Here is a 21,399-nt window from a genome sequence, read left to right on the forward strand (position 1 = left end):
GTGGATCTTGCCCAAGATTGAATCACGCGGCACTCGGCACGTCCGCTGTGCCGCGCGGCCGATCGAGCCGCGCGGCACGACGGCGCCGGGCCGGACGTGGAGGAGCGTGGTGCGGGCATGCCGACGGGACGGCGCAGGGCGGTACTCGAGGCGAAGGCGCGGCAGACCGCGTTCCAGGCCTATGTGGTGACGGACCGGCGCGCACCGGTCTCGGAACTGGCCCGGCAGCTGATGCGCAAGGCGTTCCCCGACCACTGGTCCTTCCTGCTCGGCGAGATCGCCCTCTACAGCTTTGTCGTGCTCGTCCTCACCGGCAGCTATCTGACGCTCTACTTCGACCCCAGCCTGGTCCAGGTGCCCTACACCGGTTCGTACGCGCCGCTTCGGGGACTGCTGGTGTCGAAGGCGTTCGCGTCGACGCTGCACGTGAGTTTCGAGGTGCGCGGCGGTCTGCTGATCCGCCAGATGCACCACTGGGCGGCACTCGTCTTCGTCGCCGCCATCGGCGTCCACATGCTCAGGATCTTCTTCACCGGCGCGTTCCGCAGGCCCAGGGAACTGAACTGGGCCATCGGCGTGACCCTGTTCATGCTCGCCCTGCTGGAGGGCTTCTGCGGCTACTCGCTCCCGGACGACCTGCTGTCCGGCACGGGGCTGCGCACCGCCAACACCATCGTGATGTCGATCCCCGTCGTCGGGACGTCCCTTGCCTACTTCGTCTGGGGCGGCGCCTACCCCGGCACGCTGCTCGGCCAACGGCTCTACATCCTGCACGTGCTCTTCGTCCCCGGCCTGCTGATCGCCCTGATCGCGGTGCACCTGGTCCTGGTCGTCTATCTGAAGCACACCCAGTGGGCGGGCCGGGGCAGGACCAACCGGAACGTGGTGGGCCAGCCGATGTACCCCTCGTTCACCGCGCGGTCCACCGGGCTGTTCCTGATCGCCTTCGGCGTCACCGCGGTGCTGGCCGCGGTCGCCCAGATCAACCCCGTGTGGAACTACGGCCCCTACATCACCGACCAGGTCTCCACCGACGCCCAGCCCGACTGGTACGTCGGCTTCCTGGAAGGGGCGCTGCGGCTGATGCCGGCCGTGGAGACCACTGTCGCCGGGCACACCTTCATGTGGAACGTCTTCCTGCCCGCGATCGTGCTGCCCGCGCTGCTGTTCGCCGTGCTGTACGCCTACCCCGTCTTCGAGCGGTGGGTGACCGGGGACCTGGTGGAACACCATCTGTGCGACCGGCCCCGCGACCGGCCGGTGCGCACGGGGCTCGGGGTGGCGGGCATCGTCGGCTACGCCGTGCTGCTCATGGCCGGCGGCAACGACGTGATGGCCTACGAGTTCGGCATCTCCGTCAACGCCCTCACCTGGCTTTTCCGCGTCGCCCTCGTCGTCGGTCCGGTCGTCGCGTACCTGCTCACCCGGCGTCTGTGCCTCGCGCTGCAACTGCACGAGCGGCAGCTGTACCAGGAGGGGGAGGAGACCGGGGTGGTGCGCCAGGACCTCGCCGGCGGCATGGGGGAGAGCCACACGGGACTCGACCGGGAGCGGCGCTACCGGCTGCTGGTCAGGGAGCGCCCGCTGCCCCTGCCGGCGCCCGGGCGCCAGGCCCCGCTGCGTCGCCGCGTCAGGGCGGCGCTGAGTTCCTGGTACTACCGTGACCGGGTCGAACTGCCCACGACGGCGGAGGAGCGCCTCCAGATCACGGGCCGTACGGCGGACCCGGTGTCGGGCGGGGCCGGCGGCGAGCAGTGAGCGGGACCGGCCCGCGCTGGACGGGCTGTACGTCCGCGGCCGTTCACCGGGCCGTGGGCGGCCGCCCCCGCCTCATCGGATCTCCCGGTTCCCGAACTGGAAGACCAGGCCGAACACCCCCGGCCACAGCAGGCCGAAACCGATGAGGACGACCCACACCCCGTAGACGACGCCGACGGCGATCACGGCCGCGCCCAGGGCGGTGACGACCGGGTAGCCGCTGGAGGGCGGGAAGAAGTCGACGATGCCGCTGCGCTCACGGATGTCGGAGTCCTGCCGGTCCTCGGGGCGCGTTCCCTTGCGCCGGTAGTTGACCAGGAAGAAGAACGAGATCACCGACGACATGCAGAAGGCGACGGTCAGCGCGGCCGTGCCCGCCGGTTCGCGCGCGAACCAGATGTAGGCGGCGTCGGTGAGGAGGAAGAAGACGGCCACACCGGCGAACATGTACGCCTCGTGTTTCATTCGCTCTGCTCTCCCAGCGTGTCGGGGGTCGGCTCCACCGTTCCGCTGGCCTGCTCCGGCAGTTCCTGTCGCACCTCGGGATGGTGCAGATCGAACGCGGGGGAGTCGGAGCGTACGCGGGGGAGCGAGGTGAAGTTGTGCCGGGGCGGCGGGCACGACGTCGCCCATTCGAGGGAGCGGCCCCAGCCCCAGGGGTCGTCCACGTCGATCTTGGGCGCGTAGTACGCGGTCTTCCACACGTTGTAGAGGAACGGCAGGTTGGACAGCCCGATCAGGAAGGACCCGATGGTCGAGATGGTGTTCAGGGTGGTGAAGCCGTCGGCCGGCAGGTAGTCGGCGTACCGGCGGGGCATGCCGATCTCGCCCAGCCAGTGCTGGACGAGGAAGGTGGTCTGGAAGCCGACGAACAGGGACCAGAACTGGATCTTGCCCAGGCGTTCGTCGAGCATCCGGCCCGTCATCTTGGGCCACCAGAAGTAGAAGCCGCCGAACATGGCGAAGACGATCGTGCCGAACAGCACGTAGTGCAGGTGCGCGACGATGAAGTACGTGTCGGTCAGATGGAAGTCCAGGGCCGGCGAGGCGATGACGACGCCGCTGAGCCCGCCGAGCAGGAAGGTCACCATGAAACCGGCCGACCACAGCATCGGCGTCTCGAAGGAGACGCTGCCCTGCCACATGGTGCCGATCCAGTTGAAGAACTTCACGCCGGTCGGAACGGCGATCAGGAAGGACATCAGGGAGAAGAAGGGCAGCAGCACCGCGCCGGTGGCGAACATGTGGTGGGCCCACACGGCAGCCGACAGCATCGTGATCGCGATCGTGGCGCCGACCATGCCGACGTATCCGAAGACCGGTTTGCGGCTGAACACGGGGATGATCTCGGTGACGATGCCGAAGAACGGCAGCGCCACGATGTAGACCTCCGGATGGCCGAAGAACCAGAAGAGGTGCTGCCACAGCAGCGCCCCTCCGGAGGCCGAGTCGAAGATGTGGGCGCCGTAGGCGCGATCGGCCACCAGCGCCAGCAGGATCGCGGTGAACACCGGGAAGGCCAGCAGCACCAGGATCGAGGTGAAAAGGATGTTCCAGGTGAAGATCGGCATCCGGAACATCGTCATCCCCGGCACCCGCAGACACACGATCGTCGCGATGAAGTTGACGGCGCCGAGCGTGGTGCTCACCCCGGCGACCGCCAGCCCCATGGCCCACAGGTCGCCGCCGTGGCCGGGGGAGTGCACCGCGTTGTTCAGCGGCGCGTAGGCGAACCAGCCGAACGGCGCCGCGCCCTGGTCGACGAGGAATCCGGAGAGGACGATCAGCCCTCCGAAGAGGAAGAGCCAGTACGACAACGCGTTCAACCGCGGGAAGGCGACGTCGGGGGCCCCGATCTGCAACGGCATCACGGCGTTCGCGAACCCGGCGAAGGTGGGGGTGGCGAACAGCAGCATCATGATCGTGCCGTGGATCGTGAACAGCTCGTTGTACTGCTGGTTGGTGACGAACTGGAGCCCTGGCCGGGCCAGTTCCGCACGCATGATCATCGCGAGCACGCCGGCGAACAGGAAGAACGTGAACGAGGTGACGAAATACAGATGGGCGATCTTCTTGTGGTCGGTGGTCGTCAGATAGTCCCGGACACGCTGTCCCGAGGGCACCCGGGGTTCACGGGTGGTGACATCCGGGCCGCCCGGCCCTGAACGTGTCTGTGTCATGAACGCCCTCCACGCGCTGGACCGACCGTGGGCATCCGGGGGCTTCGGCACCCCGGCTCTGGTGGCAGCGTGCCGGGCGCCCGCGAAGGTGCTCCGCCCTGCCCGGATGACACCGCGTCAGAATGCCAGAGACGACCGCTCGTCGCGTACGACGCGACGGTGCCATCCGGGTGGACGCCGAGGTCAGGCGGTCCTGACGACGGCCAGCAGCACCGCGGAGCCGTCCAGGGCCGCCAGGCCGTGCGCGCCGGGGCACGACGAGCAGGTCACCGGCCGTGCCCTCCCACGCCTCGTCCCCGCTGTGCGGCCGTACCCGTCCGCGCAGGACGAACACGGTGGCCGCGCGGGGGCTCTCGCGCTCGGACAGCGCGGTGCCGGCGCGCAGGGCCATGAGGGTCTGGCGCAGGGTGTGTTCGTGGCCGCCGTGAAGGTTCTCGGCGCTGCGGGCGGTCGGGGGCGGCGGTGGCCCGTTCCAGGTGTTCGCGGGCGAGGACGTCGAGGCCACTGGTGCCCCGCACCCCGGTCGCCCCGCGCGGCCGGCCGCGCGGGGCGGTGTCCACCATGCACCGCCGACACCCGCCGCGAGCGGGTACGACACTCCGCGGATCCGCAGACGGGCGGAGCGCATACTCGAAGGGCCGAAGCCGGACGGCCGGCGCGCTCGCCGAGCCGGTCTTTCGCCGGCCCGGCCGCACCGCCCGCCACGGGACTTCCGAGGAGCGCGCCGAGCGGTTCGCCACCAAGCGGCCGATGGGTCGTTGGCACTGGCGGAGGCCGCCGCCGAGGCGGCCGGAAGGGGAGGTCCGCAAGTGCGTCGCAATGACAGGGAGTTCGGGGTCGCACCGGAGTTACGCGAGGCGTACGAGGTGTGCGAGGCCGAGGCGCGACGGCATCTCGGCCGGCTGTGGACGGCGATCGGTGTGTTCCTGCCCGAAGCGGTCCGTCCGTTCGTGTACGCGATCGCCGGCTGGGTGGTGTGCACGGACCGGATCGCCGACGAGGGTCCGTCCGTGCACCGGGTGGAACGGTTCGCCCGCTGGCGGGCCGACACCATGGCCGACCTGCGCTCCGGGCACAGTGCGCATCCGGTGCGGCGCGCGTTCGTGGACACGGTGCGCGGATGGGACCTCGACCGGGCGTTGGTCGAGGAGTACCTGGAGACGATCGCCGCGGACTGCGCGGCGGTGCCGCACTTCGAGTCCTTCACCGATCTGCGGCGCTATCTGCGGGGGTGCGCGGGGGCCACGGCCGAGCTGTGGGCCGCCCTGGTGGAGCCGCGGGGGCCGGAGGCCCTGCGACTGGTGTCGGTGCTCGCCGAAGCCTGTCAGATGGCGGACCTGTTCGAGGACCTGCCGGCCGATCTGGCGGCGGGCCGCTGCTATCTGCCCAGGGGTGATCTGCGCCGGCTCGGACTGGACATGGACGACCTGCGGCGCGGCGCGCCCCGCGAGACGCTGGACGCGTTCGTGGACGTACAGCTCGCCCACTGGCGCGCGTTGCTGGACGAGGCGGTACCGGTGACCGGGATGGTGGGGAAGGAGTACCAGCCGTTCGTGCACTCCCTGCTGCTCGGCGCGCAGACGCACTACGACGAGGTGACCCTGCTGCGGTCCGAGGTGCTGACGGCCGGCATCGAACCGGTGCGACTGGACGGCGAACCGGGCCGACGCCCGGCCCGGCCCGTGCCGGGAGCGGTGCCGGGCCATATCGCGGTGATCATGGACGGCAACCGGCGCTGGGCCCAGGCCCGCGGTCTGCCGGCGCCGCAGGGCCACCGGGCGGGCGAACGCGCGACCCTGCGGCTGGTCAACGCCGCCCTGCGGCTGGGCATCCGGCACCTGAGCGTCTACGCGTTCTCCACGGAGAACTGGGACCGCTCACAGGACGAGCTGACCGCGCTGTTCGAGGCCCTCGCCGAGGGGATCGCCCGGGGCGCCCGGTGGCTGCACGGCCTCGGTGTGCAGGTCCGCTGGTGCGGGCGGCGCGACCGGCTCGACCCCTCGCTCGCGTCCTCGATCGCGCTGGTGGAGAGCATGACCTGCAACAACGACGTGCTGATGCTCACCGTCTGCGTGGACTACGGCGGCCGGGAGGAACTGACGGCCGCCGCCCGCGCGCTGGCCGCCGAGGCGGTGTCCGGCGCGATCCGGCCCGAGGACATCGGCCCCGCCGACCTCGCCCGGCACCTGTACGTGCCGGAACTGCCGGACGTCGATCTGCTGGTACGCACCTCAGGCGAACAGCGGATCAGCAACTTCCTGCCCTGGCACCTCGCCTACGCGGAACTGTTCTTCGACCCCGTCCCGTGGCCGGACTACGACCTGGCCCGGCTGCGAGACGCCGTCACCGCCTACGCGGCGCGTGCGCGCCGCTTCGGCGGCGACGGCGTCCTGCCCGCGCAGACCGGACACGGGAAGCCGGCCCACACCGGCTGACCGGCCCGGGCCGGCGGTCACCGACGCCGTCGTACGGCCGTCACGGCCGTCCGGTCCTCACGGCCGCCCGGTTCCCACGGTGGTCACGCCTTCGGCGGGGTGTACACGCCCTCGGCCGTCACATGCCCCAGCACCGTGGCGGTCGTGAAGCCGGCCTCGCCGAAGGCGGTGCCGAACGTCTCCACCATCTCCGGCGTGGGCCGCAGCGGCACATCGGTGATCCGGACCCGCATCGGCCTGCCCAGCGGCACGCTCTCCGTCCTCAGCACCCCCTCGTGCCACTCCGGCCGGGCCACCGCACGGTGCGCGACCTCGAAACCGTTGACGACGCCCTTGCCGGACGCCAGCCCGTCCCGCAGCGCACCCTCCACGTCGGTCACCCGCACGGTCCCCTCCGGCGTGCGGATCTGGACCCCGCCGTCGAGCCGTGCGTCGCCGTGGGCCTGCGCCGGGTCGGTCAGCGCCGGGTCGCCCGCTCCGGAACGCACGGGGAAGCGGATGGCCTTGCCCTTGGCGTCCTGCACCAGCCGGGCCGGGGCCACCGGCTCCACCACCGCCTGGAAACGGTCGAGCAGCGCCTGCGCCTGCTCGGTCCAGCGGACCTCGATCCAGCCGTCGGACACCGTACCCAGGGCGCCCGGCTCGGCGGTGTCGGCGGACGCCGTACCCGTGAACTGGGCCAGTAACGGCGCGGCCATGGCCGCGCCCAGCACCGAACGTCGCGATGCGCTCATCGATGTGTCTCCCTCACTCCTGCGGACCGCGGGCCGCGGTCCGCAGGGAGCATGGGGCACCGCGCCGCAGCGGGCAGAGCGATGAAGGTCAAACCGCCCGAAAGTGTGACGGGCGGGATCGATCACGCCGGTCCGAGCGCCGCCGGTTCAGGGGAGCGGGGGGCGCGGGGGACGCGGCGCGGCTTCCGGCAGCGCGGTGGTGGCCCCGCCCGGATCCTCCTCGGGTACCGGGAGCGGCTGCCGGCAGGGGGTGGACGGATCGAGGCCCGGTGCGGCCCGGACGAGTGCGCGGGCCGTGGCCCTGGCCTGTGCGAGGGTCGGCGCGCCGACGGAGAGGAGGCGGAAGGGCGCGGGCGGCCGGAGTTCGACGCACACGACGGGTTCACCGGGCCGTACGACCACGAAGTCCGTCCCCGCCTGGTGGCGGCGGGTGCCGATGCTCCGGGCGCCGGGAACCGAGACACCGTGCCGGGGGACCCCGCGCAGGGCACGCCACCAGTCGGCCTCGACCGTCACCCGGCGCACCGCGGCCAGCGGCACCCGCACATCGCGCCGACGGGCGGCCGCCCGCTCCCGCAGTGTCAGGCGTACGACCACGTCGTCGCCGTTGACCAGCATCCGTGCCATGACTCGACCCTTCCGTCCCCCATCCTCGTCCGGAAGGCGGCCGGATGTCCTGTGGGGAAAGGCGACCTGGTGCGCGGGCGCGGTCGTCCCGGACGTCCCGGAGCAGCCGCTCATGACGCGTTCCGCGCCGCGGGCCGCCCGTGACGCTCGCCGCGAGCGCGTGGAACCGGGCCCCCGGGTGCCCCCTGCCCCGTGAAGGACGACCACGCTTCGGGCCCGCACGTCACCCGCGTCGGCGGTCGCCCGGGGGCGCGTCGGCCGCGCCCTGGTGCGCGGCCGGGACCGTAGCGTGTGCCGGGCTCCTCCTGTTCGGCGACGAGGCCACCGCGAGGGCCCTGCGCACCGCCTCCCCCACGGCACGGAGGGGCCCGCCGACGACGGCACCGGGTCCTCTCGACGGCCTTGCGGCCGCCGACGCTCGCAGCGGGCCGTCGTCGCGAGCGCGGACGGAAGCCCGCCGTACGGCCGCGGGCCGGTGTCCGCCTCAGCGGCGGGCTTCGATCTTCAGGCCGCCCGTGGTCACCTCGCGGATGTGGGCACTGGCGAGCATGTCGTGCGGGTAGCCGAGCCCGATGGCGCCGGCCTCGTCGAGGCGGGCCAGCTGGGAGTCGGTGAGGTCGACCTCCAGCGCGCCCAGGTTGTCCTCCAGTTGCGCCGGGGTGCGCGCACCGATGACCGGTGCGGTCACGCCCGGATTCCGCAGGATCCAGGCCAGTCCGACCTGGGCGGGTGTGCGGCCCAGCTCCGCGGCGACCTCCTTCACGACGCCGGCGATGGCGAGGCTGCGTTCGGTGAGCGTGCCGAGGGCGAGGTTGAGGCTCTTGCGGCTGCCGGCGCCGGACACGGCGTCCGCCCCGGTCAGGTCGGCGCGGCTGTACTTTCCGGTGAGCACCCCGCCGGCCAGGGGCGAATAGGGGATCACGCCGAGCCCCATCTCGCGAGCCATGGGGATCAGGTCACGCTCCCCGCCGCGCTCGACCAGGTTGTACTCGATCTGCAGCGCGACCAGGGGCGACCAGCCGCGCAGCTCGGCGATGGTCTGCATGCGCGCCACCTGCCAGGCCGGGGCGTTGGAGATCGCGACGTACAAGACCTTGCCCTGCCGGACCAGATCGTCCAGGCCGCGCAGGATCTCCTCGACCGGTGTCGTGGCGTCCCACACGTGCAGGTAGAGCAGATCGATGTAGTCCGTGCCGAGCTGCCGCAGGCTCGCGTGCACCGAGGCGAACAGGTTCTTGCGGTGCGCGCCCCCGGAATTCGGGTCGCCGGGCCGGCGCAGCGTCGTGTACTTCGTCGCCAGCACCAGCTGTTCGCGCCTGCCGCGGGAGAACGCGCCCAGCAGACGCTCGGAGGTGCCGTCGGTGTAGGTGCCGGCGGTGTCGAAGAAGTTGCCGCCCCGCTCGACGTAGAGGTCGAACAGCCTGCGCGCCTCGTCCTCTTCGGCACCCCAGCCCCAGTCGGTGCCGAAGGTCGCCGCGCCCAGCGCCAGCGGTGAGACCCGCAGCCCCGAGCGGCCCAGCAGTCGGTAGGTGTCGAGGGTGAGTGACATCGTGTGCTCCCGCGTTGAAGATCCGTTGCCGAGAACAAGGCTGTGCCGGCGGTGCGCGCGGGGTAAGGGAGGGCGGTTCCTGGGAACGCCGGTACCACCCTGGCTGTTGGAACCGGCATGACGACCCGCACCGTGGACACCACACACGAACTCGCCGCCTTCCTGCGGACCCGCCGCGAACGGCTGGACCCGCGCGAACTCGGTCTGCCTTCACCCCGGCGCGCCCGGCGCACCCCGGGACTGCGCCGCGAAGAGGTCGCCGAACTCGCGGGGATCAGCGTCGACTACATCGTGCGGCTCGAACAGGGGCGCGGCCTGCGGCCGTCGGCGGACGTGGTGGAGGCGCTGGCCCGTGCGCTGCGCCTGGCGCCCGCCGAACGCGCCTACCTCTTCGGCCTGGCCGGGCAACGCCCCCGCACCCCCGAGAAACCCGCCACCAGCGCGGCACCGACGCTGGCCGGGCTGGTCGACGACCTGTCGCCGCTGCCGGCCATGCTGATGAACCACCGCTACGACATCCTGGCCTGGAACCACGAGATGACCAGGCTGCTCCTGGACTTCGACACCCTGCCCCGGTCGCGGCGCAACTCGATGTGGGTCTGCCTGATGCACCCCCGGACCCGCGAGCTCTACGCCGACAGGGAACGTGTCGTGAGGGAGGGCATCGCCCACCTGCGCGCCGCGTGGGCCGCGCACCCGGACGATCCGGAACTGACCCGCCTCATCACCGAGTTCCTCGAACGCGACGAGGAGTTCGCGCGGCTGTGGGCCGAGCGGGACATCGCGGTCAACGGCCGCGGGCGCAAGGTGCTGCGGCATCCGGACGCCGGTGAGCTCGCGGTGCGCTTCGAGGTGATGACGCCGCTTCAGGACCCGGACCAGCGCTTGGTGATCTTCCGCGCCGCGGATGACGCGAGCCAGGCGGCACTTGACCGGTTGTGCGCGCGCTGATCCGTCGCGGCCGCTGCGTCGGACCCGCCGGACAGCGGTGGAATTCGCAGGCACCCGACGGGAATTCCTCCGTTGCCGCCGGAGCCTGAATTTCTCTGCGGCCGGACTGCGTCGCGGGCCGTGCCGTGGTGAAAGCGCGGCACGAACCAAGACGCCGTCAGCGCCCGTCGCCGCCCTTTTCCGTCAACCTTGCTTGACCGCGTCGCCGGTTCAGGTGCTTGCCCGTGGTCCCATGCTTATCCGGTGCCTCACCAGAAAATAATCAACTCAACGACGCCACCGAAATGGAGTAATAGATGCGCCGTACCCGGATCGCCCTGCTCGCCGCGGCCAGTGCCCTGCTCGCGGTATGCGCCACCGCCGGTACCGCCGGCGCGGCGGAGGAGGGCGACGTCGTGGTGTTCAGTACGGAACTGACGCCGCTGACCGTCTATCACGACCCGCACGGGTGCCACAAACTCCCGCTGGACGCCCATGTGCTGACGAACCGCACCGACCGGCTGGTCACGGTGTACGGGGACCCCTTCTGCCTGACCCCCGGCCCCGTCGTCCGCCCCGGATACGGCGCCCACGTGGCGCCCGGCAGTGGCAGCTTCTCCGCCTGAGTCCCGGCCCCGCCCCGTTCGTCACACACCCGCTTCCACACCCTGGAGAACCTGCGCAGATGGCCGCCGAACTCGTCGTCATGGGACTGGGGCACGTCGGACTGCCGCTCTCCCGAGCCGCTGTCTCGGCCGGCGTGGCCACCGCGGGGTACGACGTGTCCGACACGGTGGTGAAGGGCCTGTCCGAGGGCCGCTCCCACGTGGGCGGGGTCTGTGACGCCGAGGTCGCGGCCATGCTGGACGTCGGCTTCCGCGCCACCGACGACCCCGCCGTCCTGGAGGGCGCGCAGACCGTGGTGATCTGCGTGCCCACCGGACTCACCGCGGAGGGCCTGCCCGATCTGTCCGCCGTCGAGGCCGCGGCCGAGGCCGTCGCCGCCTGGCTGCACCCCGGGATGCTCGTCGTCCTGGAGTCCACCAGCTATCCGGGCACCACCGAGGACGTCGTGCGGCCCCTTCTGGAGCGAGGCAGCGGACTGCGGGCGGGCGAGGACTTCCACCTGGCGTTCTCCCCGCAGCGCATCGACCCCGGCAACACGACCTGGAACATCCACAACACCCCGAAGATCGTGAGCGGTTGCACCGCGCTGTGCGCCAAATACGCCGTCGCGTTCTACTCCCGGTTCGTGGACCAGATCGTCGTCGCCCGGGGCACCCGCGAGGCCGAGATGGCCAAGCTCCTGGAGAACACGTACCGCTACGTCAACATCGCCCTGGTCGACGAGGTGGCCCTGTTCTGCCACGAGACCGGCATCGACATCTGGGACGTACTCCACTGCGCCGCGTCGAAACCCTTCGGCTTCGCACCGTTCAGTCCCGGACCCGGCATCGGCGGACACTGCATCCCCGTCGACCCCCGCTACCTGGCCGCCCGGGCCGAGTCCCAGGGCTTCCCCTTCCGCATGCTGGCAGCCGCCCAGGACGTACTGAGCCGCATGCCCAACCATGTCGTCGCCCGCGCGCTGGCCCTGCTCACCGAAGCGCGCGGCGGCCCCACGGGCGCGCGGGTGCTGCTGCTCGGCGTCACCTACAAACCCGATGTGGCCGACGTCCGCGAGACACCGGCACGCCAGATCGCCGCCGGACTGCTCGCCGCGGGCGCGGACGTGCGGTACCACGACCCCTACGTCGCCGAGTTCACCGTCGACGGCCGCACCCTGCCACGCGCCGTGGACCTCCAGGACGCCATGGCCCACACCGATGTGGCCATCCTGCTCCAGGACCACGCCTGCTACGCCAGTCAAGCGCTGGGCCGGGCGCGCTGCGCCCTGCTGGACACCCGCGGCAAGGCCGTGGGCAGCAGAGTCACCCTTCTCTGACCCTCCCTCGCCCGTCGGCCCCTGTCCGCACCCTCCCCGGCCGGCCCACCGGCCCCCAGAGCCCGCGCACGGGCACCGCCCTGCGCGGTTGCGGCCCTGCCCAAGTGCCGCAGCACGTATCGCCGTGCATCCATCCAGAACAAGGAGAAACACATGAGCACTTCTGTCGCCAACGAGCGCCTGGCGAAGCGCTTCGACAAGTGGGACACCGACGGCAACGGTGTCCTCGACGCCGGCGACTTCCAGAGCGAGGCCGAGCGGATCGCCCAGAACCTGGGCAAGAACGCCGACTCCCCCGAAGTGCAGGAGCTGCACAACGCGTTCAAGGGCCTCTACGAGTACCTCGCCCAGAAGGCCGGCGTCGAGGCCGGCGGCGCCATCAGCCGGCAGCAGTTCCTCGATGCCACCGGGGACATGCTGTTCAAGGAGGGCGAGGCCAGCTTCAACCGCGCCCTGTCGCCCATCGTGAAGGCGCTCATCCGCCTGTGCGACGACGACCACGACGGCCAGATCAACGCCCGCGAGTTCCAGGCCTGGCTGTCCGCCGTCGGCGTCCCGGTCTCCCAGGCCGGCGAGTCGTTCCAGAAGGTCGACAAGAACGACGACGGCCAGCTGTCCGAGGACGAACTCCTCCAGGTGGTGCGGGAGTTCCACTTCGGCCAGCTGGAAGTCGAACTCCTCGGCTGACCGGCCGGACCCGTACGGGACCGGCCGCACAAGGGCCCATGGACCCCGTCAGGTCCATGGGCCCTCCATCACTGTCCGGGATCAGTGAGCCGTACGCTCCCGACCGGCCCGCCCCTGGGTGAAGGAGACGGCATCCTCCGGCCGCAGCTCCAAGTCCATTCCGCTGACGGCACGTGCGGCATGGATCAGGATGTTGTAGTGGTTCGGCAGATGGCACGCGTCGAAGCCGAGAACGGTGCCGACCACCGCGTCCCCGATCCGCACCACGTCCCCCCGATCGATGACGCCGCCACACTCCAGCTCGACGAAGCCGAGAAAGCCCACCCGGTCGATGCGGGCGCCGGGGGCGGGCTCCCACTGGTCGGTGGTGACCAGCTCGTGCACCTCACCGCGGCGGACACACCGCGCCGCATGTTCCTCCACCCGCATCCCCCGGTCCGTGCGCCGGTGCACCAGCACCTTGACCAGCGCACCGCGCACCACGCGCTTGGCGCCGTCCTCCGCCGGATTCACCGGCCCGCCACCGTCGTCGCCGTACCGGCCGCGGGCAGGGCGCGGCGATAGGCCGCCTCCACCAGCTCCAGTGCCTGAAGACCGCCGTGCGCCCCCGGACCGGCCGGCGCCCCGGCTCCCGCGAGGACGGCGAACTCCCGCAGGATCGCCTCGTACTCGTGCCACAGCGACCCCTTGAAGGCGGTGTGCCCGGCCAGCATGTCGGCGACCAGCACCTCCCCGTCGGCCAACTCCACCTCGACGTCCTTGCGTTCCCCCGGATACGACCAGTCGAGCTCGACCGAGGCCGGCGCCCCGGTGCCGGCGCGCAGACGGAGCACCGCCCGGCGGTCGACGCCGAGGCCGTCGCGCCGGATCTCGCAGCCGGTCAGGGTGAGGTCGCCGAGCAGCAGCCGGACCACGTCGAGAGCGTTGGGGCCGTTGTCGGCCACACAGCCGCCACCGCAGCGCGCCGGGTCCAGATACCAGTCCTCGCCACCGAGGTGGTCCTCGATGCGCTCCAGGTAGCGCACCTTCACCGAGCGGATCTCCCGGCCCTCCGTCCGGCGCGCGAGGTCGCGGACGGAGGTGTTGTAGCGGCGGTGGAACGCCGTCATCAACGGGACCTCCTGGCGCCGCGCCAGTTCCACCAGCAGCCGTCCCTCGGCGGCGGTCAGGGCGAGGGGCTTCTCGACGCACACCGGAACGCCGGCCGCCAGGGCGTCCCGGCACACCGGCAGGTGCACGTCGTTGGGCACCGCCACCACCAGGGCGTCCGGCCGGGCGTCGGCCAGCAGCGTCCGATGGTCGCGAAAGCGTGCTGCCGTGCCGTCGAACGCGTCGAGGGTCTCGGCGCGGGCGTCGCACACGGCGGTCAGCTCCCACTCCGGGAGCCGTTCGGCGGCGGCCAGGTAATAGGGGGAGATGGCGCCGAGACCGACGACTCCCAGGCGCAGGGGGCGGGTCACCGGCCGCCCCCTGCGCCGTCGAGAAGACCGAGGGCGGTCAGCTCCTCGTACAGGTGCGGCGGCAGGGGGATGCCGTCGCGGCGGCGCTCGGCCGCGAGTTCCGCCTCCCACCAGCCCGGGTAGCGCACCGGTTCACCCTCGTGCAGCGGCGGGCAGTCGACGAGCGTGCCGAACAGGGACCGGGTCGTGCCGGCCACGTCCGCACCGGGGCGCAGCACCCCGGGGGCGATGGCGAGCAGGAAGAAGCCGATGTCGTCGTCGCTGCCGTGCGGCCGGCCGTCGCCCTCCAGCGCCGCGGGCGCGGGCCCCAGCGCGGCGCCGGAGACCACGGCGGCCAGCAGTTCCACGGCGATGCCGAGCCCGTAGCCCTTGTGCACACCGGTCTCGGCGCTGCCGCCCAGCCAGCGCAGGAAGGCCTCGCCGCGGTCGAAGGCGGACGGGTCGGTCACCGGTTCGCCCGCCCTGTCCTCCAGCCAGCCCGCGGGCACCGGGGCACCGCGGCGGGCGGCGACGCGGACCTTGCCGGTGGGTGCGACGGTGGTGCTCATGTCCAGCAGGAACGGGTGCCCGTCGAGGGCGGGTGCCGCGACGCTGAGCGGGTTGGTGCCGAGCATCGCCAGCGCCCCGCCCGGCGGCCGGGCGATGCGCTGCCCGCCGCAGTTGCTCGCGACCACGCCGATCATCCCCGCCTCGGCGGCACGGGCGGCGTGGAAGCCGGCGCATCCGAAGTGGGTCGCCCCGCGCACCGAGACCAGGCCGACGCCGTGCCGTCCGGCGCGTGCCACGGCATCGTCCATGGCCTCGGCGGCCGCCCACAGCCCGAGGGCGCGGCGGGCGTCGACGACCGCGCAGGCGCCCAGGTCGGTGAGGGTGCGCGGCTCCGCGCGCGGGTCGCAGCGGCCCGAGGTGAGCAGCGGCAGGTAGAGCCGGCCGAGGTTGAACAGACCGTGGGAGTCGAGGCCGGTCAGATCGCCGTGGCAGAGGGCGTCCGCGGCGAGCCGGGCGCGCGCGGCCGGGATGCCGTGGCCGGCGAACAGATCGGTGAGCGCGGTGCGCAGTTTCGCGTGGTCGACGAGGACGGGGGAGTGCTCGACCGCCGTACGGGGGGCGGTGGGTGCGGTCATCCGGGTTCCTTACGGGCAGGGGTGCGGTTCTCTTCGGGCCGGGGCGTTCGGGGTGGCGGAGCGTGAGAGCGGGTCGGTGCGGAGGGTGCTTCCGGGCGGGGCCCTTCCGCGAAGGAGGTGACGAGGCGCCGTACGACGCCCGCGAAGTCCTCCAGATCGGCGAGGTCGACGAACTCTCCGGGCGCGTGGGCGCGGTTGGCGGCGAGCGAGCCGGGTCCCAGCACGGCGGTGAAGGCGCCGTCGAGTCCCGCCGCCCAGACGGCGTCGCAGGTGAAGCCGGGGTCCTCGGCCGGTGGCCGGGCGCCCGCCCGGGCCAGCAGCGCCTGCGCCCACGGGTCGCGGTTGTCCAGGGCGGGCAGCCCCCGCTTGTCCCAGCCGAGCCGGGTGATGCGGGCCGCGTCCCGGGCGGTGCGGGCGAACTCCCGGGTGCTGCCGAAGAGTTCGGTGAAGCGACGCAGGCCGTCGGCGAGTCGCCGGCCGACCGCGGTCTCCAGCGCCGCGCCGTCGCGGGTGCGCCGGTACGACAGGTTCAGCAGCAGCGTGCCGGTGCCGTGGACGCGGTTGTGGACGCGGCCGGTGTGCAGTCCGGCGACGCACACCCGGGTGCCGGGCACGGCACCGTCCAGCCGGGCGGCGAGGTGCTGGGCGAGGAAGCCCAGCAGCACGGTGGCGTTGTGCCCGGCGTCCGGGCGGTCGTCCACCGCGTCCTCGCCCTCGACGGTGATCCGCGCGGTCATGGCTGCCGTGGCCCTGGGCAGCGCGCGCAGGCCGGTCGGCTCGCAGAACACGTTGAGCCGCCCGTGGTGCCCGGCCTCCAGCAGCGGGCGGGTGCCGTAGGTGCCCAAGGCCCCGCCCTCCTCCCCGGCGACGGCCTGGAGCAGCACGGTGACGTCCCGTCCGACGGCGGGGTGGGACGCGGCGGCCTCCAGCCCGGCGAGCAGCGCGACGGCGGGCCCCTTGGCGTCGACCGCGCCCCGGCCGGTGAACCGCGCGCCGTCGAAGACCGGCGGGGTGTGCCCGGCGACGGTGTCGAGGTGCACGTTGAACATCACCGTGTCCGCGCGGGGGCGGTCGGGTCCCAGCCGCAGCAGCAGACTGGGCTGTCCGGCGAGGAACCGCGGATCGCGGGCGGCGGCGCGGACCGTGGCCGGCACGTCCGGGCGGTCCAGGCAGGAGGCGTGCGGCGGGGCGAGGCGGAGCGTGCGGAACCCGGCCCGGGCGGCGGCCGCCGCATAGCGGGCCAGGGCGTCCGGCAGCCGGGACGGCGGATCCTCCGGTCCGGCCTCCAGCGGGTTGACGCTCGGCAGGCGCAGCAGGTCCAGCAGCAGTTCGCGGTGCCGCTCGGTGAACGGAGTGCTCACGCCGGGCCGCCCGGTGCGGCGTGGTCCAGCAGCGCGGCCAGCGCCCGGCCGGCCCGTACGAACAGGTCGGCGGCGTCCGCGCCGGCCCGGGCCAGCCCCTCGTGCGGGCGCACGGCGAGGTGCGGTTCGAGGGAGAGGGCCCCGGTGTAGCCGTGGTCGGCCAGGATGCGCAGGCACCGCGCCACCCCGGCCTCGCCCTCGCCGGGCAGCGTGTAGGCGGTGGAGCCGTCCGGCAGCCGCACCGCGTCCTTGACGTGCACGTGGGCGACGTGGGGGGCGAGTTCGCGGAGCATCTCCGGGGCGTCGTAGCCGTAGGGGACGCCGTTGCCGATGTCGAACAGCAGACGCAGCGCCGGGCTGTCGACGGCGCGCAGCAGCCGGAGCGCGCGGTCGGCCCGGTCCCCGGCCCAGCCCGCGCAGTTCTCGTGCACCAGCACCAGCCCCGCCCGCTCGGCGCGGTCCGCGAGGACGGCGGTGCGGGCCAGCACGCGGTCGGCCCAATCCGCTTCCGGCAGGCCGTCGTTGGGATACGACATGATCCGCACCAGCCGGCAGCCGAGGGCGGCGCACCGCTCGGCGAGCACATCGAGTTCGGCGAGGTCCCGGCCGAAGTCGCCGGTGACGGGACGCGACCAGTTGCCGATCCGGGACGCCACGGCGGTGACGGTGACGCCCGCGTCCGCCAGGCGCCGGGTGAGCGAGCCGAAGGCGGCGGGGGAGAGGTCGGCCAGTGCCGTGCCGTCGATGTCGCGCAGTTCGACGGTGGTCCAGCCCAGTCGGCGCAGGGCGGCCAGCTGGCCGTCGGCGCCCGGTGCGGCCTCGTCCCCGATGCCGGTCAGCGGCCCGAACGCGCCGCGGCCCGCCATGTTCCGTCCGGGCATGTCAGCGGCTCCCCGCGGGGGCGTGCGGTACGACGGCACAGTGCTCGCGGGCCGCGCACAGCAGCCGGGTGGCCGCACAGGCGAGCGGGAAGTTCGCGGCCCCCGCCGTCCCGGAGGCGAAGCCCCGGTAGGCGCACTCGAAGAAGTCGGTCAGGGCGTCGTCGCGGAAGACGTGGTGCCCGGCCTCGAACTCGCCGTCCGGCGCGGACGCCGTACCGTGGCCGGACGGGGAGACGACGAGCTGGGCGTGGTCGTCGTCCTCGCTCAGCGGGAAGTGCGCGGTGGCCGTGCCGCCCTCGAACTCGCAGACAACGCTGCGCTGCCTGACCGGTGCGCCGAGGTCGGAGCGGAGCAGGGTGCGCACCCCCGAGCGGTGGTCCAACTCCACGTGCGCGCCGCCGAGCCGGGGCAGCGCCCGGTCCGTCAGACGCAGGTCCCAGCAACGCGCGGCGCGGAGTTCGGCGGGACCGGCCAGATCGAGCACGAGCCCCAGGGAGTGGGGGATCTCCACGTCGAGGGCGGTCGGGTGCCCGTCGGTGGTCAGCGACCGCAGGAAACGGGGCTTGTGCTGGTCCACGGTGATCCGGCGGAGCGCGCCGAGCCGTCCGCCGCGGATCAGGCGGCGCAGCCGGCCGGCGAGCCGGGAGCTGGTCCAGTGCGCCACGACCGCCAGATCGAGGTCCTCCCGTTCGCGCAGCCGTACCAGGGCGTCGAGTTCCGTCGCGGAGGCGGCGAGAGGTTTCTCCACGATGATCCGGCGCACGCCGTGCCCGGCCAGTCGCGCGACCACCTCGTGGCGCAGTCGGGGCGGGGTGCACACATGGGCCACCGCGGTGGCCGGGTCCACCTGGGCCAGGGCCTGGTCGAGCGTGCCGACGACCGTGGCCTCGCCGGGCGCGGCCGCGGCCCGCAGTGCGCCGGCGCGCGGGTCGCAGCCGACCGCGGGCAGGGCGACCAGCGGAGCGCCGGCGGCCGCGGTGCGCCGGGCCAGCCGGACGAGCGTCCTCAGGTGCAGTCCGGATCCGGAGCGGCCGAGCCCGATCACGAGGGGCTGCAGCACAGGGCCTCCAGGAAGGAGAGAGAGGGGGAAGGAGAACACCGGGCGCGCAACACGCGGTCCGCGTCGCGTCGCGCACAACTCCGGTGCGCCGCACGACTATTGCGGCCGGTCCGGGAAAGGGTCAAGCGATCCGGAACCTCGTTACCCACAAAGTGTGAAGATGATCCTTTCCTTTCTCCGCCGCCGGGAAGTACGACTAGCGTTGCCGGTCAATCCACAGCAACGACGGGGCGGGTGAGAATTGCCTTCCAGTGGACAGCTCCGGGCGCGGGCCGGGAGCGCGTCTCCGGTCACTCCGGGGGCGGCCGAACCGATTCCCTTCTTCTCCCAGGCCGCCACTTTCGAACGATTGTGGCCGACCATCGAAAAAGCGTTGGAGGACGTTTTCCGCAGCGGCAAATTCAGCCACGGACAACAGGTCGGACAGTTCGAGACGGCGCTCGCGCACTACACCGGCGCCCGGCACGTGATCGGCGTCAACAGCGGCACCGACGCGCTCGTGCTCCTGTTGCGCGCCTGCGGACTGCGCCCCGGTGACGGGGTCCTGGTACCGGCGTACTCCTTCTTCGCCACCGCCTCCGCCGTCGTACTCGCGGGCGGACGGCCGGAGTTCGTCGACATCGACCCGGACACCCACGCGATGGACCCCGCGGCGCTCGACGCCGCCGTCACCCCGCGCAGCCGGTTCGTGATGCCGGTGCACCTCTTCCACACCATGGCCGACATGGCGGCCGTCGACGCCGTCGCCCGGCGGCACGGCCTGACGGTCGTCGAGGACAGCGCCGAGGCGATCGGCATGCGCCGGCGCGGGGTGCACGCGGGTCTGCACGGCGCGGGCGGCGTGCTCTCCTTCTTCCCCTCCAAGACGCTCGGCGCGCTCGGCGACGCCGGGGCCGTCCTCACCGACGACCCGCAGGTGGCGGACACCGTCGCGGCCCTGCGCCACCACGGCAGGACCGGCCGTACGCTCAACGACTTCCCGGCCATCTCCACCGAGAGCGCACTGCCGGGCATGAACAGCAAGATGGACGACATGCAGGCGGCCGTCCTGCTCGCCAAACTGACCGTCCTGGAGGAGCAGATCGCGCGCCGCGCCGAACTGGCCGCCGCCTACACCGCCCGGCTGCGGGACGTGCCCGGGATCGTCCGGCTGCCGCGGACCACCGCCGAGGGACCGGACGACCGGGACGTGTACTACGTCTACCTGATCGAGACGGAGCACCGGGACGCCCTGGTCGACCACCTCGACGAGCGGGACATCGGCACCGAGGTCTACTACCCCCTGCCGCTGCCCCACCAGCCCGCCTTCGCCCACCTGGGCCACCGGCCCGGCGACTTCCCGCACGCGGAGGCGGCGGCCCGGCGTGCCGTGGCCCTGCCCTTCCACCCCGATCTCGACCCCGGCGACCTGGACCGCGTCTGCGACACCATCGGCTCCTTCCTCGCCACGACGAGGACCATCGCATGACCGCAGCGCCGCCCGTCACCGTCCCCTTCTTCCCGCCCGCCCTGTTCGAAGCCGACCGCCCCGCGCTGATCGCGCTGGTCCGCGAGGTGGGCCTCGACCCGGAGCAACGTTTCATCCTGGGCGCGCGCACCGCCGCCTTCGAAGAACTGATGCGCGCGGACCTCGGCGCCGCCGACGTGGTCGCCTGCTCCAGCGGCACCTCCGCCCTCACCCTGGCGCTGCGGGCCATGGACGTCGGCCCCGGCGACGAGGTGATCGTGCCCGCCTTCGGCTGCGCGCCCCTGGCCTCCTCGGTCGTCACGGCCGGAGCCACCCCCGTCTTCGCCGACATCCGGCCCGACACCATGACCATGGACCCCGACGCGGCCGAACGGCTCGTCACCCGGCGGACCAAGGCCGTGATGCCCGCCCACATGTTCTCCGTGATGGCCGACATGCCCCGCTTCACCGAACTGGCCCGGCGGCACGGACTGCGCCTCCTGGAGGACTCCGCGGTCGCCCAGGGCGGCGTGCTGCGCGGCGTCCCCGCCGGACTGTGGGGCGAGGCGGGCGTCTACTCCTTCGTCCAGGTCAAGACGTGCGGCATGCCCGGAGAGGGCGGCGTGGTCGTCACCCGCGACCCGGCACTCGGCGAGCGGGTGCGGACCCTGCGCAACCACGGCCAGCACCCCGGGCGCCGCTTCGTCCACCACACCATCGGCGTCAACAGCCGCTTCGACGAGATCCAGGCGGCCTTCCAGACCCACCGACACGCCGGATTCCCGGCCCGCCTCGCCCGGCGCGCCGAGATCGCCGCCTACTACACCGAGCGTTTCACCCCGCTCGCCGGCCTCGGCGTGACCCCGCCGCCACCCGACCCGGACGGCCGGTGCTTCTACGTCTACACCGTCCTCGCCGACGCCCGCGAAGCGCTCGCCGCCCACCTGACCGCACACGGGGTGGCCAGCCACGTCTACTACCCCCAACCCCTGCCCGCGCACGCCGCGTTCGCGCCCTACGCGCCCCCCGGCGCCCGCTGGCCGGCCGCGGAACGGGCCGCCCACCGCCATCTGGCGCTGCCGGTACACCACCTGCTGACGGACGCCCAGGTCCAGCAGGTCGCCGACCTCGTGTGCGCCTTCGCCACCGAGCACCGCTGAACCGCGCGCCCACCCCCGGAGTGCCCCGCCACCCGAAGCGCCACGCCCTCCGGGGCGCGGC

The 21,399-nt window shown here is 72.8% G+C and carries 19 protein-coding genes and 1 pseudogene; 8 read left to right on the forward strand and 12 right to left on the reverse strand.

What is annotated here, in order from left to right; translation table 11 throughout:
• The first annotated feature begins 117 nt into the window (after positions 1–117).
• The gene (locus HZZ00_RS16510; protein WP_180332893.1) at positions 118–1,758 is read left to right on the forward strand and encodes a ubiquinol-cytochrome c reductase cytochrome b subunit; all 1,641 of its coding nucleotides are present in this window, start codon (positions 118–120) and stop codon (positions 1,756–1,758) included.
• Positions 1,759–1,830: 72 nt separating this feature from the next.
• Here HZZ00_RS16510 and HZZ00_RS16515 read toward each other — a convergent pair whose 3' ends face one another.
• From HZZ00_RS16515 to HZZ00_RS38380, 3 genes and pseudogenes are all read right to left on the reverse strand, one after another.
• On the reverse strand, positions 1,831–2,223 hold the full coding sequence (locus tag HZZ00_RS16515) for a cytochrome c oxidase subunit 4 (protein ID WP_180332894.1): 393 nt from the start codon (positions 2,221–2,223) through the stop codon (positions 1,831–1,833).
• The gene (gene ctaD, locus HZZ00_RS16520) at positions 2,220–3,938 is read right to left on the reverse strand and encodes a cytochrome c oxidase subunit I (RefSeq protein ID WP_180332895.1); all 1,719 of its coding nucleotides are present in this window, start codon (positions 3,936–3,938) and stop codon (positions 2,220–2,222) included. Before ctaD ends, HZZ00_RS16515 begins: the two co-directional genes overlap by 4 nt.
• Positions 3,939–4,121: 183 nt before the next feature.
• A pseudogene (locus tag HZZ00_RS38380) lies at positions 4,122–4,456 on the reverse strand (LuxR family transcriptional regulator).
• Positions 4,457–4,747: 291 nt separating this feature from the next.
• On the opposite strand from HZZ00_RS38380, the gene uppS reads away from it, so the two are divergent.
• The gene (gene uppS / locus HZZ00_RS16525) at positions 4,748–6,373 is read left to right on the forward strand and encodes a polyprenyl diphosphate synthase (protein WP_180332896.1); all 1,626 of its coding nucleotides are present in this window, start codon (positions 4,748–4,750) and stop codon (positions 6,371–6,373) included.
• An 83-nt stretch (positions 6,374–6,456) separates the two neighbouring features.
• On the opposite strand, the gene HZZ00_RS16530 is transcribed toward uppS, so the two are convergent.
• From HZZ00_RS16530 to HZZ00_RS16540, 3 genes are all read right to left on the reverse strand, one after another.
• On the reverse strand, positions 6,457–7,107 hold the full coding sequence (locus tag HZZ00_RS16530) for a hypothetical protein (RefSeq protein WP_180332897.1): 651 nt from the start codon (positions 7,105–7,107) through the stop codon (positions 6,457–6,459).
• A gap of 147 nt (positions 7,108–7,254) precedes the next feature.
• The gene (locus tag HZZ00_RS16535; protein WP_180332898.1) at positions 7,255–7,734 is read right to left on the reverse strand and encodes a hypothetical protein; all 480 of its coding nucleotides are present in this window, start codon (positions 7,732–7,734) and stop codon (positions 7,255–7,257) included.
• Positions 7,735–8,218: 484 nt separating this feature from the next.
• Positions 8,219–9,283 carry an aldo/keto reductase gene (locus HZZ00_RS16540; protein WP_180332899.1) on the reverse strand — a complete coding sequence of 355 codons (1,065 nt, stop codon included), beginning with the start codon at positions 9,281–9,283 and terminating at the stop codon, positions 8,219–8,221.
• A gap of 117 nt (positions 9,284–9,400) precedes the next feature.
• On the opposite strand from HZZ00_RS16540, the gene HZZ00_RS16545 reads away from it, so the two are divergent.
• From HZZ00_RS16545 to HZZ00_RS16560, 4 genes are all read left to right on the forward strand, one after another.
• Complete coding sequence (locus tag HZZ00_RS16545) at positions 9,401–10,234, forward strand: helix-turn-helix transcriptional regulator (protein WP_180332900.1); 834 nt, start codon at positions 9,401–9,403, stop codon at positions 10,232–10,234.
• Positions 10,235–10,530: 296 nt separating this feature from the next.
• Entirely contained in the window at positions 10,531–10,839 is a 309-nt protein-coding gene (locus tag HZZ00_RS16550) for a hypothetical protein (RefSeq protein ID WP_180332901.1), read from the forward strand.
• A 59-nt stretch (positions 10,840–10,898) separates the two neighbouring features.
• Complete coding sequence (locus HZZ00_RS16555; protein ID WP_180332902.1) at positions 10,899–12,158, forward strand: nucleotide sugar dehydrogenase; 1,260 nt, start codon at positions 10,899–10,901, stop codon at positions 12,156–12,158.
• A gap of 153 nt (positions 12,159–12,311) precedes the next feature.
• A complete protein-coding gene (locus HZZ00_RS16560) occupies positions 12,312–12,845 on the forward strand; it encodes an EF-hand domain-containing protein (RefSeq protein WP_180332903.1) in 534 nt (177 codons plus the stop codon).
• 81 nt (positions 12,846–12,926) lie between these two features.
• Here the strand turns inward: HZZ00_RS16560 and HZZ00_RS16565 are convergent, their stop codons facing one another.
• The 6 genes from HZZ00_RS16565 to HZZ00_RS16590 are packed head-to-tail and all read right to left on the reverse strand — an operon-like array spanning position 12,927 to position 18,731.
• Complete coding sequence (locus HZZ00_RS16565) at positions 12,927–13,358, reverse strand: hypothetical protein (RefSeq protein WP_180332904.1); 432 nt, start codon at positions 13,356–13,358, stop codon at positions 12,927–12,929.
• A complete protein-coding gene (locus HZZ00_RS16570) occupies positions 13,355–14,305 on the reverse strand; it encodes a Gfo/Idh/MocA family protein (RefSeq protein WP_180332905.1) in 951 nt (316 codons plus the stop codon). The genes HZZ00_RS16565 and HZZ00_RS16570 overlap by 4 nt, the downstream gene beginning before the upstream one ends.
• Positions 14,302–15,429: an Ldh family oxidoreductase gene (locus HZZ00_RS16575; protein WP_180332906.1), complete on the reverse strand. Its 1,128-nt coding sequence runs from the start codon at positions 15,427–15,429 to the stop codon at positions 14,302–14,304. Before HZZ00_RS16575 ends, HZZ00_RS16570 begins: the two co-directional genes overlap by 4 nt.
• Positions 15,426–16,790 (reverse strand): M20/M25/M40 family metallo-hydrolase, encoded by a 1,365-nt coding sequence (locus tag HZZ00_RS16580; RefSeq protein ID WP_180332907.1) that lies wholly within the window; start codon positions 16,788–16,790, stop codon positions 15,426–15,428. Before HZZ00_RS16580 ends, HZZ00_RS16575 begins: the two co-directional genes overlap by 4 nt.
• Positions 16,787–17,671, reverse strand: coding sequence for a sugar phosphate isomerase/epimerase (locus tag HZZ00_RS16585; protein ID WP_180332908.1), 885 nt, complete (start codon positions 17,669–17,671; stop codon positions 16,787–16,789). Before HZZ00_RS16585 ends, HZZ00_RS16580 begins: the two co-directional genes overlap by 4 nt.
• Before the next feature lies 1 nt (position 17,672).
• Positions 17,673–18,731 carry a Gfo/Idh/MocA family oxidoreductase gene (locus tag HZZ00_RS16590; protein ID WP_180332909.1) on the reverse strand — a complete coding sequence of 353 codons (1,059 nt, stop codon included), beginning with the start codon at positions 18,729–18,731 and terminating at the stop codon, positions 17,673–17,675.
• Positions 18,732–19,104: 373 nt separating this feature from the next.
• On the opposite strand from HZZ00_RS16590, the gene HZZ00_RS16595 reads away from it, so the two are divergent.
• Both HZZ00_RS16595 and HZZ00_RS16600 read left to right on the forward strand, forming a co-directional pair.
• Positions 19,105–20,199: a DegT/DnrJ/EryC1/StrS aminotransferase family protein gene (locus HZZ00_RS16595; protein WP_257585831.1), complete on the forward strand. Its 1,095-nt coding sequence runs from the start codon at positions 19,105–19,107 to the stop codon at positions 20,197–20,199.
• Complete coding sequence (locus tag HZZ00_RS16600; RefSeq protein ID WP_180332910.1) at positions 20,196–21,338, forward strand: DegT/DnrJ/EryC1/StrS aminotransferase family protein; 1,143 nt, start codon at positions 20,196–20,198, stop codon at positions 21,336–21,338. The genes HZZ00_RS16595 and HZZ00_RS16600 overlap by 4 nt, the downstream gene beginning before the upstream one ends.
• The last annotated feature ends 61 nt before the right edge of the window (positions 21,339–21,399 follow it).

The sequence above is a fragment of the Streptomyces sp. NEAU-sy36 genome (assembly GCF_013423905.1).
GTDB lineage: Bacteria > Actinomycetota > Actinomycetes > Streptomycetales > Streptomycetaceae > Streptomyces > Streptomyces misionensis.

Coding starts and splice junctions, on each gene's coding strand:
- HZZ00_RS16510 (WP_180332893.1), top strand. CDS start 118: ATGCCGACGGGACGGCGCAGGGCGGTACTCGAGGCGAAGGCGCGGCAG.
- HZZ00_RS16515 (WP_180332894.1), bottom strand. CDS start 2,223: ATGAAACACGAGGCGTACATGTTCGCCGGTGTGGCCGTCTTCTTCCTC.
- ctaD (WP_180332895.1), bottom strand. CDS start 3,938: ATGACACAGACACGTTCAGGGCCGGGCGGCCCGGATGTCACCACCCGT.
- HZZ00_RS16530 (WP_180332897.1), bottom strand. CDS start 7,107: ATGAGCGCATCGCGACGTTCGGTGCTGGGCGCGGCCATGGCCGCGCCG.
- HZZ00_RS16535 (WP_180332898.1), bottom strand. CDS start 7,734: ATGGCACGGATGCTGGTCAACGGCGACGACGTGGTCGTACGCCTGACA.
- HZZ00_RS16540 (WP_180332899.1), bottom strand. CDS start 9,283: ATGTCACTCACCCTCGACACCTACCGACTGCTGGGCCGCTCGGGGCTG.
- HZZ00_RS16545 (WP_180332900.1), top strand. CDS start 9,401: ATGACGACCCGCACCGTGGACACCACACACGAACTCGCCGCCTTCCTG.
- HZZ00_RS16550 (WP_180332901.1), top strand. CDS start 10,531: ATGCGCCGTACCCGGATCGCCCTGCTCGCCGCGGCCAGTGCCCTGCTC.
- HZZ00_RS16555 (WP_180332902.1), top strand. CDS start 10,899: ATGGCCGCCGAACTCGTCGTCATGGGACTGGGGCACGTCGGACTGCCG.
- HZZ00_RS16560 (WP_180332903.1), top strand. CDS start 12,312: ATGAGCACTTCTGTCGCCAACGAGCGCCTGGCGAAGCGCTTCGACAAG.
- HZZ00_RS16575 (WP_180332906.1), bottom strand. CDS start 15,429: ATGACCGCACCCACCGCCCCCCGTACGGCGGTCGAGCACTCCCCCGTC.
- HZZ00_RS16585 (WP_180332908.1), bottom strand. CDS start 17,671: ATGCCCGGACGGAACATGGCGGGCCGCGGCGCGTTCGGGCCGCTGACC.
- HZZ00_RS16600 (WP_180332910.1), top strand. CDS start 20,196: ATGACCGCAGCGCCGCCCGTCACCGTCCCCTTCTTCCCGCCCGCCCTG.